At 74.5% G+C, this 15,721-nt stretch carries 14 protein-coding genes; 6 read left to right on the top strand and 8 right to left on the bottom strand.

Annotation, left to right across the window (positions count from 1 at the left end):
• Positions 1-92 precede the first annotated feature (92 nt).
• The 3 genes from AB0B41_RS24035 to AB0B41_RS24025 form a co-directional block, all read right to left on the bottom strand.
• Complete coding sequence (locus AB0B41_RS24035; RefSeq protein WP_358206951.1) at positions 93-878, bottom strand: VOC family protein; 786 nt, start codon at positions 876-878, stop codon at positions 93-95.
• Positions 879-1,012: 134 nt separating this feature from the next.
• The gene (locus AB0B41_RS24030; RefSeq protein WP_358206948.1) at positions 1,013-2,035 is read right to left on the bottom strand and encodes a DNA polymerase IV; all 1,023 of its coding nucleotides are present in this window, start codon (positions 2,033-2,035) and stop codon (positions 1,013-1,015) included.
• Positions 2,032-2,613 carry a hypothetical protein gene (locus tag AB0B41_RS24025; protein ID WP_358206946.1) on the bottom strand — a complete coding sequence of 194 codons (582 nt, stop codon included), beginning with the start codon at positions 2,611-2,613 and terminating at the stop codon, positions 2,032-2,034. Before AB0B41_RS24025 ends, AB0B41_RS24030 begins: the two co-directional genes overlap by 4 nt.
• Positions 2,614-2,849: 236 nt before the next feature.
• On the opposite strand from AB0B41_RS24025, the gene AB0B41_RS24020 reads away from it, so the two are divergent.
• The 4 genes from AB0B41_RS24020 to AB0B41_RS24005 all read left to right on the top strand — a co-directional run bounded on the left by AB0B41_RS24020 (position 2,850) and on the right by AB0B41_RS24005 (position 5,771).
• Positions 2,850-3,422, top strand: coding sequence for a hypothetical protein (locus AB0B41_RS24020; RefSeq protein WP_358206944.1), 573 nt, complete (start codon positions 2,850-2,852; stop codon positions 3,420-3,422).
• Between the two features lie 137 nt (positions 3,423-3,559).
• On the top strand, positions 3,560-3,871 hold the full coding sequence (locus AB0B41_RS24015; protein WP_358206942.1) for a hypothetical protein: 312 nt from the start codon (positions 3,560-3,562) through the stop codon (positions 3,869-3,871).
• 56 nt (positions 3,872-3,927) lie between these two features.
• Complete coding sequence (locus tag AB0B41_RS24010) at positions 3,928-4,578, top strand: GntR family transcriptional regulator (protein ID WP_358206940.1); 651 nt, start codon at positions 3,928-3,930, stop codon at positions 4,576-4,578.
• Positions 4,575-5,771: an MFS transporter gene (locus AB0B41_RS24005; RefSeq protein ID WP_358206937.1), complete on the top strand. Its 1,197-nt coding sequence runs from the start codon at positions 4,575-4,577 to the stop codon at positions 5,769-5,771. The genes AB0B41_RS24010 and AB0B41_RS24005 overlap by 4 nt, the downstream gene beginning before the upstream one ends.
• Before the next feature lie 61 nt (positions 5,772-5,832).
• On the opposite strand, the gene AB0B41_RS24000 is transcribed toward AB0B41_RS24005, so the two are convergent.
• From AB0B41_RS24000 to AB0B41_RS23985, 4 genes are all read right to left on the bottom strand, one after another.
• Positions 5,833-7,497: a hypothetical protein gene (locus AB0B41_RS24000; protein WP_358206935.1), complete on the bottom strand. Its 1,665-nt coding sequence runs from the start codon at positions 7,495-7,497 to the stop codon at positions 5,833-5,835.
• 135 nt (positions 7,498-7,632) lie between these two features.
• A complete protein-coding gene (locus AB0B41_RS23995; protein ID WP_358206934.1) occupies positions 7,633-9,423 on the bottom strand; it encodes a BCCT family transporter in 1,791 nt (596 codons plus the stop codon).
• A gap of 214 nt (positions 9,424-9,637) precedes the next feature.
• Complete coding sequence (locus tag AB0B41_RS23990; RefSeq protein WP_358206932.1) at positions 9,638-10,963, bottom strand: serine hydrolase domain-containing protein; 1,326 nt, start codon at positions 10,961-10,963, stop codon at positions 9,638-9,640.
• An 82-nt stretch (positions 10,964-11,045) separates the two neighbouring features.
• The gene (locus AB0B41_RS23985) at positions 11,046-11,537 is read right to left on the bottom strand and encodes an Lrp/AsnC family transcriptional regulator (RefSeq protein WP_358206930.1); all 492 of its coding nucleotides are present in this window, start codon (positions 11,535-11,537) and stop codon (positions 11,046-11,048) included.
• Between the two features lie 140 nt (positions 11,538-11,677).
• Between AB0B41_RS23985 and AB0B41_RS23980 the strand changes: the two genes are divergently transcribed.
• Together AB0B41_RS23980 and AB0B41_RS23975 are read left to right on the top strand one after the other, a co-directional pair.
• On the top strand, positions 11,678-13,999 hold the full coding sequence (locus AB0B41_RS23980) for a pyruvate dehydrogenase (RefSeq protein ID WP_358206928.1): 2,322 nt from the start codon (positions 11,678-11,680) through the stop codon (positions 13,997-13,999).
• A gap of 28 nt (positions 14,000-14,027) precedes the next feature.
• The gene (locus tag AB0B41_RS23975; protein WP_358206925.1) at positions 14,028-15,008 is read left to right on the top strand and encodes an iron-siderophore ABC transporter substrate-binding protein; all 981 of its coding nucleotides are present in this window, start codon (positions 14,028-14,030) and stop codon (positions 15,006-15,008) included.
• A 13-nt stretch (positions 15,009-15,021) separates the two neighbouring features.
• Here the strand turns inward: AB0B41_RS23975 and AB0B41_RS23970 are convergent.
• Positions 15,022-15,721: serine/threonine protein phosphatase (locus AB0B41_RS23970; protein WP_358206923.1), on the bottom strand; the 700-nt coding region annotated here is incomplete at its 5' end.

The raw sequence follows: 15,721 nt of genomic DNA, 5'->3' as shown, positions 1-15,721 counted from the left end.
CAAGCAAAGCAAGTGCAGGGTGTGCCACTGGGCAGGAGCGGGTGTGCCCGCCCCTCAGCCCTCAGCTCTCAAGTCTCCTTCTGCCGCTCCGCTCAGCCCTCGTCGGTGTCCAGGATCTCCTGGTGCACCGCGAAAGGGGCGCCGAAGGGGTCGGTGAGCACCGCCATCCGCCCGAACGGCGTGTCCTGCACGGCCATCATCACCGTCCCGCCGCGCTCGGTGGCGGCGGCGACGGAGGCGTCGACCGACTCGACGCCGAAGTAGACGAGCCAGTGACTGGGCGTGCCCTCGGGCGCCCCCATGGTTCCGCCCATCCCGCCGAGCGGCTCGTCGCCCAGGCCGAAGGTGCCGTACTCCTCGAGCGGCAGGCCCGGGACCTCGGCGAACCGGTACGGGAACAGCCCGGAGTAGAACTCGCGGCCGCGCGCGACGTCCGTGAGCCGCGCGTCCTCCCACACCAGCGAGCCCGGCTGGTTGAACACCTCGATCCCGACCTGACCGGCCGCCTGCCACAGCCCGAACACGCCGCCGGTCGCGTCGGCGCACACCGCCATCCGGCCCGTGTCCGGGATGTCCATCGGACCGGCGAGCACCGACCCGCCGCCGTCCGTGACGAGCTTGGTGGTGGCGTCGACATCGTCCGTCGCCAGGTAGAGGGTCCAGAAGCTGGGCTGGCCCTCCTGCATGACCGGCCCGATGCCCGCGGCGGCCCGGCCCTCGGTCTGGCAGATGGCGAAGTGGCCGTAGTCCTCGCCCGTGTCGACGAACGACCAGCCGATCACGGCGCCGTAGAAACCGAGCGCCGCGGGGAGGTCGGGTACCGCGATGTCCGCCCAGCAAGGCGCGCCGTCGGGCCACGGGGTGTCGGTGAAGGGCATGGCGATCTCCTCCGGAGCAGCGGATGCCGGTGCGCAGCGGAGCGTCCCACCGGGCACCGACGATTTCGGGGAACCGTGCGCCAAGCGGTCGTCCGCCCGGGAGGGGTCGCCGCCGCCCGGCCGGCGTTACCCGCTCACTCCACGAACTCCGCCCGCACCCCGAGCAGCCGGACCGCCCGGTCCCGCCGGAACCAGCCGGCGACCTCGAGGGCGGCGGCCCCGAGGACCGCGGGGTCGCGGGTGGGGGCGGGGAGGGTGAGGCTGCGGGTCCGGGTGAGGAAGGGGGCGTAGCGCACCTTGACCCCGACCCGGGCGACGTCGCGGCCCTCGGCGGCGACGTCGTCGGCCACCCGCGCGGACAGGGCGGAGATCTCGGCGAGCACGGCCGCCCAGTCCTCGAGGTTGGCCGGGAAGGTCGTCTCGCGGCTGCGCGAGCGCGGGACGTACGGCGAGGCCTCCATCTCGGTGCGGCCCATGCCCCGGCCCAGCGAGACGTAGTACGGGCCCATGCGCGGCCCGAGCCGCTCGCCGACGGCTGTGGGCGAGGCCTCGGCGAGCTGGGTGACGGTGTGGATGCCCAGCTCGGCGAGCTTGCGGGCGGTCTTCGTGCCGATGCCGTGCAGGGCCTCGGTGGGCCGGTCGCCGAGCGTGGCGAACCAGTTGTGGGCGGTGATCCGATGGACGCCGCCGGGCTTGGCGAAGCCGGTGGCCATCTTGGCGCGCAACGTGTTGTCGCCGATGCCGACCGCACAGGACAGCCGGGTGCGGGCGCGGACCTCGGCCTGGATCCCGCGGGCGAGGGTCTCCGGGTCGTCGCCGTCCCACTGCAGGAAGGCCTCGTCCCAGCCGATCACCTCGACGACCACCGGGAACTCCCGCAGCACCCCCATGACCTCCTCCGACGCCGCCTCGTACGCCGGGTTGTCGGCGGGGAGGAAGACGGCGTCGGGGCACTTCCGCGCGGCCAGCCGCATCGGCATGCCGGAGTGCACGCCGAACTCCCGCGCCTCGTACGACGCGGTCGCCACCACGGTCCGCGCGGCCGGGTCGCCGTTGCCGCCGACGATCACCGGGCGCCCGGCCAGCTCGGGGTGCCGCAGCTGCTCGACGGCGGCCAGGAACTGGTCCAGGTCGACGTGCAGCACCCAGCGGGTCACCCCGCGAGTGTGCCCGTGGCGGGTGGCCGGTCGCGCGGGAACGGGGAGGGGCGTCGTCCCGCGGGCGCGACGACGACGGGGCGGACCGGGGTCGAGGCGGCGTCGAGGGCGCCGGCGACCAGCCGCAAGGTCTGCCGGTCGACGCACGTCGCGAGCAGCTCGGCCTGCTCGACGGCGTCGGGGCAGGTGGGGGAGACGGCCTGGTGGGCCAGGCAGAGCGCGTCGAGGTCGACGAGCGGTTCCCCGGGCACCGGGCGGACCGGCCGGGGCACCCCGAGAGCCACGGTGAGCAGCCGGAACGCACCGAACCCGACGACGTAGAGCCCGCTCGGGAGCGCCTCGCCGGCCGGGGGAGCCCCCGTGGGCGTCCACCGTGCGACGGCCACGACGCCGCCGTCGGCCACGGCCCAGGCCTCGACCGCGGGGGCGTGGGGGTCCCGCGTCCACGCCGTCGCGACCTCCTGGGCAGCGAGCCACTCGCGGACCCGCGGCCGGGCGCCGGGGGCGACCTCGAAGACGGTCGGCGCAAGCGAAGACCGGCCGAACAGTCCTGTCCACTCGCCCGTCCCCGCCGCCATGGCACCTCCTCCGAGTGGCAGGAGCATAGAAGCAGCGGCGGTCCGGCTGCAGCGCTGTGCACCGATCCGGGTACGCAGAGTCGTCATGCCGGCGAGCGACGTGCTACTCACGGTGATCGAACCTCGGATTCGACACGATCGTGGGACACCGCGGTCGACGGGTAACGGGGCAGGATGGCTCCCACGATCCAGGAAGCGACGAGCGTTCCACTGGCGACGGACAGTTGGAGGACGAGATGAGCGGCGAGCAGGAGCACGGCACCCCCGGCGCCACCGGCGGGTCCGAGGGCGTGCGGCCGTTCGTCCCGCACCAGGCTCCGTCGCCCTCGGACCTCGCGCGGGTCCGCCGCCTCACTCCGCACCCGCGGGTGTCCCCGGAGGCCGGGGAGCGCGAGCCGATGGAGCCGCGGGGTCGGGTCCGCGACCTGGACCGCGCCCGGATCCTGCTGCGCTACGCGCGGTTGATGAGCACCGGCCGCCCGATCTTCTGCAAGCCGAGCCGCGCGGAGCTCGCCGGCACGGCGCCGCGCCGCCAGGGCGTCGGTGCGGACGGCAAGGTCATCTACCCGGACCGCGAGTCCGCCGAGGCGGCCGCCCGCGAGCTGGAGGAGCTGGGTGCCCGGGCGCAGCGGGCCTACGTCTGCAAGCGCTCGCGGCACGGGCACTACCACCTCACCACCGACCTGGTGCGCGAGCGCCGGCGCACTGCCGTCGACGCCCCGGAGCTGGCCACCGACAGCCCGCTCGACGCGCGTGCCGCGGCGGCGCTGGCCACGATCCCGCACCAGCGGGACCGTCGCTCCGCCTGATCCGGACGCCTTTCCTCCCCGTACCGGGTCGGGTTCGCGCTCCGCCTTCCGGACCGGTCCGACGTGGGCTACGGTCGCGTGTGTCGGCGATCACAGAGTGATCGTCACCACCCGTCCACCACCGGGGAGGACCGCCCGTGAACCCGTACCGCCTGCAGGAGCGTCTCGACTCCGTGCCCGATTCGCTCGACGCCGGCCAGCGGGCCCGCCTCGCCGCCCATCGCAGTGCCGTCGAGGAGTGCCGCGAGCGGATCGTCGAGCTCCGCGGCGAGCTGCGTCGTGCGTTGTCCGGCATCGACGGGCCCCGCCCGACGCTGGAGATCATGACCGAGCTCGACTCGCTCGAGCGCGTGCAGCAGCGCCTGGACTCGCGCCTTTCCGACCTCTGCGACGAGCTGACGGGCCAGGCCCCCGCGGTGCGCTACGGCGACGACGCCCCGCTGACCTGAGCTCTGGGATGCAGGCATAGATACAAGCTTGCATCTGACTTGCTAGGGTCCGGGGCATGTCCTCGGCTCCCGACGTCTCCGACCCCGCGCCCGCGGCCGACCGCGCCTACGCGCTGACCAAGGAACTGGTGCTCACCGGCGAGCTGCCCGGCGGGCACCTGTTCAGCGAGGGCGACATCGCGGCGCGGCTCGGCGTGAGCCGCACCCCGGTGCGGGAGGCGTTCCTCCGCCTGCAGGCCGAGGACCTGCTCACGCTGATCCCGAAACGAGGCGCGGTCGTCGTGCCCGTGCCGCCGGGGGAGGCCGAGGACGTGCTCGACGCCCGCGAGGCCGTCGAGACCGCCGCCGTCCGCCGGTTGCTGCGCCGCCCCGAGCAGGTCCCGGCGGCCGTCGCCGAGCTGCGCGCGGCGCTGGAGGTGCAGCGCGGGCACGCCGAGCGCGGCGATCTGCCCGCCTTCGCCGAGGCCGACGAGGCCTTCCACCGCACGCTCGTCGCGGCCGGGCGCAACGCGCTGACCATGCGGTTCTACGCCTCCCTCGCCGATCGCCAGCGCCGGATGAGCGTGCACGCGCTGGGTCCCGTGCCGGAGGAGCTCCCGAGGGTGCTGCGCGAGCACGAGGAGCTGATCGGGGTCGTCGAGGCGCGGGACGAGGCGGCGTTCGCCGTCGCGCTGCGCGCCCACCTGGACGGGACGCACCGGCGGTGAATCCAGCCCTGAGGGAGCAGAACCTCTGGCGCGCCGCCGCGGCCGCCGTCTTCGCGTGCGGCTGGGGCGGCAACCAGTTCACCCCGCTGCTGGTCATGTACCGCGAGTCCGGGCTCTCGATCCTGACCGTCGACGCCCTGCTGGGCGCGTACGTCGTGGGGCTCGTGCCCGGGCTCCTGACGGTCGGGGCGCTGTCCGAGCGGTACGGCCGCAAGCCGGTGATGCTCGCCGGCACCGCGGCCTCGCTGGTCGCGAGCGTGTTCCTGGCGTTCGGGAGCGTCGGCTGGATCGCGGCGGGCCGGTTCGTGACGGGCGTCGGCGTGGCCGTGGCGATGGCCGTCGGCTCGACGTGGGTGACCGAGCTGTCCGTGCGCGGCGGCGCCGAACGCGCCACCGGCACCCGGCGCGGCGCGCTCTGGCTGACCCTCGGTTTCGGGCTCGGCGCGGGCATCGCGGGGGTGCTCGCGCAGACCTTGATCTCCTTGGGGGCACCGTTCCCGATGGAGCTGCCGTACGTCGTGCACGCGGTCCTCGCCGCGGGCGCGCTCCTCGCGATCGTCCGGCTGCCCGAGACGCGCGTCGCTCGGGCTGCGCGCACCACCGGGCGGTTCGCCGGCACCCGGCACCCGCGGTTCCGGCGGGTGATCACCCCGATGGCGCCGTGGATCTTCGGCTCGGCCGGTGTGGCCTACGCGATCATGCCGCAGCTGGTGGGGGACCGGTTGGGGACGTGGGGGCTGGCCTACTCGACGTTGCTCACCGTCTGCACGCTCGGCGCCGGTGCGCTGGTCCAGCCGCTGGCCAAGCGCCTCGACCGGACGACGAGTGCGCGCGGCGTCGTGGTCTCGATGATCGTGATGTCCGCGGGGCTGGCGGTGAGCGCGGTCGCCGCGGTCGTCCGGTCGCCGGTGGTCGCGCTGGTCGCGGCGATCGTGCTCGGCGCCGCGTACGGGATCGCCCTGGTCTCCGGGCTGCTGGAGCTGCAGCGCCTGGCCCGCCCGGACGAGCTGGCCGCCCTCACCGGCGTCTACTACGCGCTGGCCTACGTCGGGTTCCTGTTGCCGTCGATCCTCGCCGTGCTCAGCGGGGTGGCGAGCTACCCGGTCCTGCTCGGTTGCCTGGTGCTGGTCGCGCTGGGTGGGACCGCGGTGATCCTGAGGCACTCCCGCCGCCACCTCCCGGTCCCCGCATAGCTCCCGACTCGCGGTGCCGGAAGTCCCGACTCGCGGTGCTGGAAGTCCCGACTCGCGGGGGTCAGGAGGGTTGCAGCTCGTCCGACAGCTCGTCGGGACGGTCGTCGTAGCGGTCCCCGTCCGGCCCGCCCCGCAGCCGCTTGGCCTCCGCCAGGCCGGACGGCCCGGTGCGCGCCAGCGCGTGCAGGGCCAGGTCGCGGTGCACCGGGTCGTCCGTGCGGGCGAGGAAGCGGCCGATCTCCCGCGCCGCCTCGGCGGGGGTGCGGGCGGCGACCCAGGCGTCGAGCTCGGCCTCGGCGACCGCGCTGCGCACCTCGGACATCCGCACGCACACGTACTCGAGGTCCTCGTCGGCCAGCTCGCCGGGCAGCGGCGCGTGCAGGCCCTGGTCGATCAGGGTCTCGTGCACCGCCCACAGCCCCATCGGGGTGAGCGAGACGATCGTGGGGTCCGGGTCGTCCCGGCCCGCGAGCTCGACCAGCCCGTCGAGCTCCTCGGCGTCGAGCAGCTCGCCGAGCTCGACCGCGCCCAGCAGCTCCAGCGCGTCGAGCAGGGCGGTGACGTCCCGTCGCCAGAGCCGTCCCTCGGCGTCGCCGGCGAGGTCGTCGACCACGCAGCCGCACTCCTCGTTGACGGCCTCGCGCACCAGCCGGTGGAACAGCTCGACCGGGACCGGCCCGCCGCCCGCGGCGTAGAGCTCGAGCCAGAGGATCGGGAAGGCGTCGGCCAGGGACATGCCGAACAGCGACGGCGCCCCGAACACGTCCGTGCCGCCGAGGTGGTCGCCGATCCGCCCGACGGCCGAGAACACCCGCCGCCACAGCTCGATCGGCCGGTGCAGGTCCTTCGCCGCGCTCTTCACCGGGACCAGCCGGCCCTGCAGCGGGCGGACCAGGCGGGCGGCCTTGGCCCAGTGCAGCAGCATCGAGGTCTCGGGCAGGTCCGTGCTGCTGCGGGCGCTGTCCCGGTAGAGCTGGTCGAGGCCGAGCAGGTCGGCGAGGGACAGCGCGTCGGCCAGGCCGAGCGTGCCGTCGCGGGTGAGCCGGCGCCCCGCCCGTACCCACACCGTGAGCTTCCGGAGCAGGTCGAGCGCGCTGCTCTCCTGCGCGGCGGTGACCATCTCGGCCGCGCTGGGCAGCAGCACCGGCGGCAGCTCGGGCGCCGGTGCCGGGTCGCGCGGAGTCTCCTCCTCGCGCCGGGTGATCTCGGCGAGCGCGGCCCGGTCGATGTGGACCTCGCCGGAGCGGGCGCGGTCGAGGAAGCGCTGCACCGCACGGGGATCGGCGGGATCGACGCCGTGCCGGCGCAGCTGGACGCCCCAGAACTTGCCGAGGTCGTAGTTGCGCTCGTCGGCGATGCCGTCGAGCAGCGCCGGCGTGGAGTCGCGCACCTGGGCGTGGAGCTCCGCGCGCGAGGCCGAGCGGTGGTCGAGCCCGTCGGCGTCGGCCAGGAAGTCGATCAGCGCGTGGAAGGCCTCGGGGACCTCCTCGGCGTCGAGCACCGTGACGTGCCGCGGGAACCACATGCCGAGCGCGTCGGCGACGTGGGCCCGGGTCCAGCGGCCGAGCCTGCGGTCCAGCGCGTACTTGTAGTCGAGCGCGGCGGCGACCAGGAAGACGTCCGCCGAGACCCGGCGCCGGCGGGCCCACGTCAGGAAGGCCTCCAGCAGCCGGTCCCGGGCTCCGGCGTATCCCTGGTCGTCACCGGGGGCGAACACGAGACGCATCGAGATCCACCTTCTCAGCCCGGCCGGCCCGTGTGGGACAGGGGGTCCGGCGCCCGGCGGGGGCCGATGGGGTAGGGGCGTCCGGACGCGACGGAGCCCCCGGCACATGGCCGGGGGCTCCGTCGTCCGAGTGGGTCAGGCCTTGCGCGGCGGCTGTGGCTCGCCCGGCAGGATGGTGCCCCCGCCGTGCTTCCGCGCCTCCTTGGCGCCGTCGGCCATGCTCAGCGGCTTGACGTTGAGGATGAAGTCGCCGTCGTGGGCCTTCATCCCGTAGTCGACGGCCTGTTCGACGGCCTCGCCCGCCTTGTCCTCGCGACGGATCAACGGGTCGTCGTGCAGGTCCTTGTAGAGGGACACGCAGAGCAGCACCATGACGATCACGAACGGCAGCGCCATGATGATCGTGATGTTCTGGATGCCGGACAGCGCGTCGGAGCCGCCGACCAGCAGCATGATCGCCGCGATGGCGCCCATCACCGCGCCCCAGAAGATGACGATGCCGCGGCTGGGCTCGATGGAGCCCTTCTGCGAGATCGTGCCCATCACGACCGAGGCCGCGTCGGCGCCGGAGACGAAGAAGATCGCCACCAGCAGCATCGCGACCACGGCCAGCACGGCGCCGAGCGGGTAGGACTGCAGCAGCCCGAAGAGCTGGCCCTCGGTGCTCGCCGAGGCGAGGTCGTTGCCGGCCTGCTGCTGCGAGATCGCCGCGCCGCCGAAGATGGCGAACCAGACCAGGGAGACCACGCTGGGGATCAGGATGACGCCGGCGATGAACTGCTTGATCGACCGGCCGCGGCTGATCCGGGCGATGAACATGCCGACGAACGGGGTCCAGGAGATCCACCAGGCCCAGTAGAAGACCGTCCAGCTCTGCAGCCACTCGGCGGTCTCGGGGCCGTCGGCGCCGGTGCGGGCGGCCATCGACGCGAGGTCGGCGAGGTAGTGGCCGACCGCTCCGGGCAGCAGGTTGAGGATCAGCACGGTCGGGCCGACGACGAACACGAAGAACGCCAGGATCGCCGCCAGCACCATGTTGATGTTGCTCAGGTACTGGATGCCCTTGGCCACGCCGGTGACCGCCGACGCGATGAAGGCGACGGTGAGCACGGCGATGATCCCGACGAGCAGGCCGGTGCCGGGGTTGTCCATCCAGCCGAGCGCGGTGATGCCGCCGCCGATCTGCAGGGCGCCGAGGCCGAGCGAGGCGGCCGAGCCGAACAACGTCGCGAAGATGGCGAAGATGTCGATGGCCTTGCCGAGGCCGCCCTCGGTGCGCCGGGTGCCCAGCAGCGGGGCGAACGCGGCGGAGATCAGCTGGCTGCGGCCCTTGCGGAACGTGCCGTAGGCGATCGCGAGGCCGACCACGGCGTAGATCGACCAGGGGTGCAGGGTCCAGTGGAAGAGCGTGGTCGCCATCGCCGCGTCGAGGGCCTGCGGGCTGCCTGCGAGGGCGCCGCTGCCCGGGGGTGGCGAGGTGAAGAAGGCCAGCGGCTCGGCCACGCCGTAGAACATCAGGCCGATGCCCATGCCCGCGGAGAACATCATCGCGACCCAGGAGCTGGTGCGGAACTCCGGCCGCTCGTCGTCCCGGCCGAGCGGGATCTTGCCGTAGCGGCTCAGCGCGATCCAGATCGCGAAGACCACGAAGCCCGAGGCGGTGAGGATGAAGAACCAGCCGCCCGCGCTCATGATGCCGCCGAGCACCGCGCTCGCGACGCTCGACAGGTTGTCCGTGGCCACGATGCCCCAGACGATGAACGCGACGACCAGCGCCGCGGAGACGCCGAAGACGACCTTGTCGGTCGGCTTGCGCTGATCGGCGGCACCGCCGCCCGCGGGCACCGGCGACGTGTCGGCGGGCGAGGTGCCCTCGGGGCCCGGGCTCGAGGCGGGGCCACCCGTGGTGGGTTCCTTGACTGTCATACGACGTGTCCCCGACAGAGCGGGGTCCCCCTCTCCTGAGTCGGTCCGGTCCATGTGCGTCCGTCACCATCGATCCCCGGACGGGCGGAGTCAACCGTCCCGTCCCTTCCCGTTCCGTGTGGCGCTGCTCGTTGCGCAGCGTGCGGACCAGCACGAAACGGCCGCGGTCCCTGCGAGAACGGGCGAACGGGCAATTCGTATCGTTACCCGAACGTCACGGCGTCAACCATCCCGAAGCAGACACACCGCCCGGCACGGGCGCGGCCGGGTCGTACGGCGTGCGCGTGAGGACGAACGTGGCGAGGTTCAGCGCGACCGGGTCGAGCCGCAGCGTCTCGCCCGCGAAGTAGCCGTCGAGCCCGCCCCAGGTGCCGTCGGCGCGCGGCCGGAACCGGGAGGAGCGGCCCGGTCGGCCGAGCCCGCCGAGGTGCAGCAGCCCGCCCGGCACCGCACGCAGCACGTACGGCGACGGGCCCCAGTACCAGGGCCCGAGCAGCGCGACCGGCACCGGCGACGGGGCGGGCGACCAGGCGTCGACGACGGTCGGCTCGGCCGCGCGGAGGTCGGCCAGCAGCCGTGCGGGAAGGGCGCCGTCGAGCCCGGAGGTGACGTTGGCCAGGGCGAGCGCGGCCGTGCCCTCCTCGCGGTCGGCCCACAGCCCGGCGAGGAAGCCCGGCATCGAGCCGCCGTGCCCGACCAGGGTGCGGTCCTCGTGCCGCTGCACCTGCACCCCCAGCCCGTACGACGACCAGGTCGGGCCGGAGAAGTCGACGCCGGCCGGGATGGTCATCTCCTCCACGGTGGCGGGGGAGAGGACGTCGCCCGTGTCGCCCAGCAGGAACGCCCCGAGCCGCCCGAGGTCCGCGGCGGTGGACCACAGCTGCCCGGCCGCGGCCATCACGCCCGCGTGGTGCTCGGGCTCGGCCAGCAGCTCGTCCGACCACGGGTGCACGGCGTAGCCCTGGGCCGCGCGCCCGTCCGGGCGCGGGGTGGTGCGGCGCATCCCGAGCGGGAGCAGCACCTCGTCCCGGGCCACCTCGTCCCACGCACGCCCGCGCACGCGGGCGACCAGCTCGCCCAGCAGCCCGAAGCCGAGGTTGGAGTAGTGGAACCGGCGCCCGCCGGGGAGGACGCGGTGCTCCTCGCCCAGGTCGAGGTCGTCGAGCGTGCCGCCGGGTGTGCGCTCCCACCATTGCCCGGGGCTCTCCGCGGTCGCGCCGGCGGTGTGCGAGAGCAACTGGGTCAGCGTGCGGTCGCCGAGCGGGGTGCCGGGGACGTGCTTCTCGAACGGGTCGTCGAGGTCGAGCAGGCCCTCGTCGCGCAGCCGCAGCACGGTGACCGCGCAGACGGTCTTGGAGATCGAGCCGAGCCGGTACTGGACGTCGGCGTGCGGCTCGTCGACGGCGCCGCGGCCCGCGGACCAGGCCAGGGTCCCGTCGCGCACCACGCCGGCGACGAGCGAGGGGCAGCGCCCGTCGCGCTGCGCCCGGGCGACGCGGGCGAGCAGGGTGCGTTCGGTGGACGGCAGCAGGGAGCTCATGATCGGACGCTAGCGAACGGCCCGGACCAGCCCCCACGAGCGGCACCCCCGCTCATACCTGGTGAGTGGACGCGCCGCTCGCTCATCGGGTCCCGGTGGCGAGCCGCTCCACCAGGGCCGTGAGCCGGTGGTCCACCAGGCGCCGCATGACGAGCGCGGTGGTGGTCCGCTCCACGCCGTCGATCGCGAGCAGCAGGCCGGCGATGCGGTAGAGGTCGTCCGCGTCGCGCGCGACGGCCTGCACCAGCAGGTCGCCCTCGCCGGTCATGCCGAGGACCTCGATGACCTCCGGCACCGCGGCGAGCGCGTCGGCGACCGGGTCGAGCTTGCGCTGCACCACCGTGACGGTCACGTAGGCCGTGAGCGGGTAGCCGAGCGCCGCCGGGTCGATCCGCCGCTCGACGCTGCCCAGCACCCCGCTCTCCTCGAGCCGGGTGAGCCGGGCCTGCACCGTGTTGCGGGACAGCCCCGCACGCTCGGCGAGCGCCAGCGCCGTGCCGCGCGGGTTCTCGGCGAGGGCGAGCAGCAGGCGGGCGTCGATGGCGTCGATCGGGGCAGGTCTGACGGTGTGCACGGTGCTCGCCTCCTCGCGGTGTCGGGCCGCCGTCGTGTGCAGGATGCACGCGTTCGAGGCCTCGACTTGTGCAGGGAGCGTATCGGTGGTGCGCTCGTGGGGCACCGTGCACGAGCCCGGCGCACGAGAGGAGCCCACCGATGACCGCCGTCTCCGACTCCCGACCCGCCGGCACCGACCGGCTCGCGGTACTGGGGGAGATCGAGCAGCGGGTGCGCTGGCTCTCCACCGCGATCATCGACCACGCCAACCGCGTCCGGCCCAACCCGACGGGGTTGAAGGTGGGCGGGCACCAGGCGTCGTCGGCGTCGATGACCACGCTGATGACGGCGCTGTGGTTCGAGCACCTGCGCTCCGGCGACCGGGTCTCGGTGAAGCCGCACGCCTCGCCGGTGCTGCACGCGATCAACTACCTGCTCGGCGAGCTCGACGAGTCCTACCTCACCACGCTGCGCGCGTTCGGCGGGCTGCAGAGCTACCCGTCGCGGTCGAAGGACCCGGACCCGGTCGACTACTCGACGGGCTCGGTGGGCATCGGCGCCACGGCCCCGATCTGGGGCGCGCTGGCCCGCCGCTACATCACGACCCTGGGCGAGCAGGCCGGCGCCGGGCGGCAGTACTCGCTGGTCGGCGACGCCGAGCTCGACGAGGGCGCGGTCTGGGAGGCGATCCTCGACCCGATGGTCGCCGAGCTGGGCGAGGTCGTGTGGATCGTCGACCTGAACCGGCAGAGCCTGGACCGGGTGGTGCCGAACATCGGCGCGCCGCGGCTGCAGGGGATGTTCGCCGCCGCCGGCTGGCAGGTCCTCACGGTCAAGTACGGGCGGCTGCTCCACGAGCTGTTCGAGCGGCCGGGCGGCGAGGCGCTGCGGCGTCGGATCGACGAGATGTCCAACCCGGAGTACCAGCGGCTGCTCCGCTGCACCCCGGCCCAGCTGCGGGAGCGGCTGCCGGACTCGCCCGAGCTGGAGCAGCTCGTCGGCACGCTCGACGACGTCACGCTGCACGCCGCGATCCGCAACCTGGGCGGGCACGACCTGCAGGCCGTCGGCGACGCCTTCGCCCAGATCGACGACACCCGCCCGACCGTCGTGTTCGCCTACACGGTCAAGGGCTTCGGGCTGGCCAGCGAGGGACACCCGCAGAACCACTCGTCGTTGCTCTCGGCGGAGCAGATCGGCGAGCTGGCGGAGCGCTCGGGCATGACGCTCGACGCCCCGTGGCAGCGCTTCGGGCCGGACAGCCCCGCGGGCCGGCTCTGCGCCGAGACCGCCGAGCGGCTGCGCCGTGGTCCGGTCGAGGGGGTCGACGCACCCGCGCTGCCCACGGACATCGGCCGCACGCCGTCGGGCAGGGCGACCACGCAGGCCGCGCTGGGTCGGGCGCTGCTGGACCTGACCCGGGAGGCGCCCGAGGCGGCCCGGCGGGTGGTCACGCTGTGCCCGGACGTCAGCTCGTCGACCAACCTCGGCGGCTGGGTGAACAAGGTCGGGGTCTGGTCGCCGGCCGAGCGCAAGGACTGGTTCGACGACGACCCGGAGACGATCCTGCACTGGCGGGAGCGGCCCACCGGGCAGCACATCGAGCTGGGCATCGCCGAGGGGAACCTGGTCGGCGCGCTCGGCGAGCTCGGCGCGACCTGGTCCCGGTGGGGGCAGCCGCTGCTGCCGATCGGGGTGCTCTACGACCCGTTCGTCGAGCGGGCGCTCGAGCCGTGGTCGTTCGGGATCTACGCGGGCGGGCAGTCGATCCTGGTCGGCACGCCGTCCGGGGTCTCGCTCGCGCCGGAGGGCGGGGCGCACCAGTCGATCACCACGCCGTCGGTGGGGCTGGAGCAGCCGGGGTGCATCACCTACGAGCCGGCCTTCGCGATCGACGTCGAGTGGACCCTGCTGGCATCGCTGGCCCGGCTCGGCCGCCCGGACGGGACCAGCGCCTACCTGCGGCTGTCCACCCGGCCCGTCGACCAGTCGCTGGCCGCGGTGCCCGCCGACCCGGCGGCCCGGGAGCGGCGCCGCCGGCAGGTCGTGGCGGGCGCCTACCCGCTGCGGACCAGCGAGCAGCCCGCGGTCACGATCGCGGCGATGGGCGCGATGGTGCCCGAGGCGCTGGCCGCGGCCGAGCGCCTGGAGACGCTGGGCACGGCCGTCGACGTGGTCGTGGTGACGAGTCCGGGGCTCCTGTTCGACGCCGTCCAGGCCCGGGCCGGGCACGGTGCCCGGTTCGGCACGGCGGACACCTGGGTCCTCGACGCCGCCTTCCCGGCCCGTCGTGCCACCCCGCTGGTGACCCTGCTCGACGGGCACCCGCACACGCTGGCCTTCCTCGCCGGGATCAACCAGGTCCGGGCCACGCACCTCGGCGTAACCCGGTTCGGGCAGTCCGGCGACCTCGACAGCGTGTACCGCTACCACGGGATCGACGCCGACAGCGTGGTCGCCGCGGCCCTGGACCTGCTCTGACGCGAAGGACAGGCTAACCTCATCCGCCGTGACGCGGTGGATGATCGTGAGCCTGGCCTGCCTGTTCGCCCTGGTCGCCTGCGGGCGCCCGGCCGAGGCCCCACCGGAGGCGCCCGCGGGCGCCGGCTTCCCGGTCACCGTGACCGGGAAGCTCGGTGCGGCGACGATCCCCGCGCAGCCGGTCCGGGTCGTCGCCACGGACTGGACCAGTGCGGACATCGCGCTCGCGCTCGGCGTCGTGCCGGTGGCGGCGCAGCGGGTCCGGCTCGGCACCGACACCGGGATCCAGCCGTGGGCGCAGGAGAAGCTGGCCGGCGCCCCGGCCCCGGAGTTGTTCGGCACGGACCAGGGCGATCCGATCGAGACGATCGCGGCCGCGCGGCCGGACGTCATCCTGGCGACCAAGGACTACAACCTCGACACCGACTACGCGGCCCTGTCCGGGATAGCGCCCGTGGTGCACTACACGCAGGCGCCCAACGCCGACTCCTGGCAGGACACCACCCGGGCCATCGCGAAGGCGCTCGGCAAGGTCGACGAGGGCGAGCAGCTGATCACGGACACCCAGGACCGGATCGCGGCGGCGCGGGACGGCAACGCGGCGCTGAGCGGCAAGACCTTCTCGTTCCTCGTCGGGCCGACGGACACCGGTGTCTACGCCGTGAACTCCGCCGACGACGTCTCGGCCCGGTTCCTCACCGAGCTCGGCCTCACCCTGTCCCCGGCGACGACCGGCCTGCCCACCTCGTCGATCCCGGGCCGCGCGCAGCTGTCGTACGAGGAGATCGGGCGCACGGACGCCGACCTCGTGGTGGCCACCGGCTCCGCCGCCGCGCTCGGCACGCTGACCGCGCAGCCGGGCTTCGCCGCCCTGCCGGCCGTCACCGGGGGCCGCTACGTCCCGCTGTCGCCGACCGAGGCGCAGGCCATCGCCTTCCCCTCGCCGCCGAGCCTCGACTGGGCGGTGGCGCGGGTCGTGCCGCGGCTCGCGGAGGCGGCGGGCCGGTGACCCCGGCGCGCAGCTAGCGCGCCGCCCACTCGTCCGGCAGCGGGACCACGGTCGCCGACGCGTTGTCCCGGCTGCCCGTGGCGAGCGCGGCGTCGACGAGCTCGCGCGCGGCGCGGGCGGGTGCGCCGGCCCGGCGGACGAGGAAGGCGATCGTCTCCTCGTCGAGCGTGCGGTGCACGCCGTCGCTGACCAGTACGAGCGTGCCCGGTCCGGCAGGGCCCCGCGCGTGGCCGACGGTGTCGGGGCCGACGCTGCCGACCGTCGTCATGACGATGTTCTCCCAGGCCGGGACGATGTCCGCGGCGTCCTCACCGGCCTGGCGGCGGTCGCGGAGCCACTGGGCAACGGTGTGGTCGTGGGTGAGCAGCTCGGTGCCGCGGTCGGTGACGAGCAGGGCCCGGCAGTCGCCGACCCAGGACACCGTCCAGCCGCCGCCGGCCAGCCCGGCCGCGACCACCATGACCGCGTCGTCCGCGCCCGGCTCCAGCCGCACCGCGTCGCGCGCGGCGAGCAGCGCGTGCATCGACCCGATCCGCGGGGCCGCGGCGACCGCCACGTCGGCGGCGACCCGGGCGGCCAGCGCGGCGGCGGCGGAGTCACCGACCCCGTCGGCGACCGCAAGGGCGAGCCCGGCGCCGGCGCCCCGCACGGCGGTGGCGTCGGCGGCTCCTGCGCCTCCGGCACGCTGTTCGCCGTCGGCAGCGGCCAGAGCG

The sequence above is a fragment of the Pseudonocardia sp. NPDC049154 genome, from assembly GCF_040648315.1.
In the GTDB taxonomy this organism is placed as follows: Bacteria; Actinomycetota; Actinomycetes; order Mycobacteriales; family Pseudonocardiaceae; genus Pseudonocardia.
Note: the sequence above shows the minus strand (reverse complement) of the source record. Positions and strands in the feature narration are given on the sequence as shown.

Bases quoted from the DNA above. Each gene is read 5' to 3' on its own strand.
- AB0B41_RS24035 (WP_358206951.1), bottom strand. From the start codon at position 878: ATGCCCTTCACCGACACCCCGTGGCCCGACGGCGCGCCTTGCTGGGCG.
- AB0B41_RS24025 (WP_358206946.1), bottom strand. From the start codon at position 2,613: ATGGCGGCGGGGACGGGCGAGTGGACAGGACTGTTCGGCCGGTCTTCG.
- AB0B41_RS24020 (WP_358206944.1), top strand. From the start codon at position 2,850: ATGAGCGGCGAGCAGGAGCACGGCACCCCCGGCGCCACCGGCGGGTCC.
- AB0B41_RS24010 (WP_358206940.1), top strand. From the start codon at position 3,928: ATGTCCTCGGCTCCCGACGTCTCCGACCCCGCGCCCGCGGCCGACCGC.
- AB0B41_RS24000 (WP_358206935.1), bottom strand. From the start codon at position 7,497: ATGCGTCTCGTGTTCGCCCCCGGTGACGACCAGGGATACGCCGGAGCC.
- AB0B41_RS23995 (WP_358206934.1), bottom strand. From the start codon at position 9,423: ATGACAGTCAAGGAACCCACCACGGGTGGCCCCGCCTCGAGCCCGGGC.
- AB0B41_RS23990 (WP_358206932.1), bottom strand. From the start codon at position 10,963: ATGAGCTCCCTGCTGCCGTCCACCGAACGCACCCTGCTCGCCCGCGTC.
- AB0B41_RS23980 (WP_358206928.1), top strand. From the start codon at position 11,678: ATGACCGCCGTCTCCGACTCCCGACCCGCCGGCACCGACCGGCTCGCG.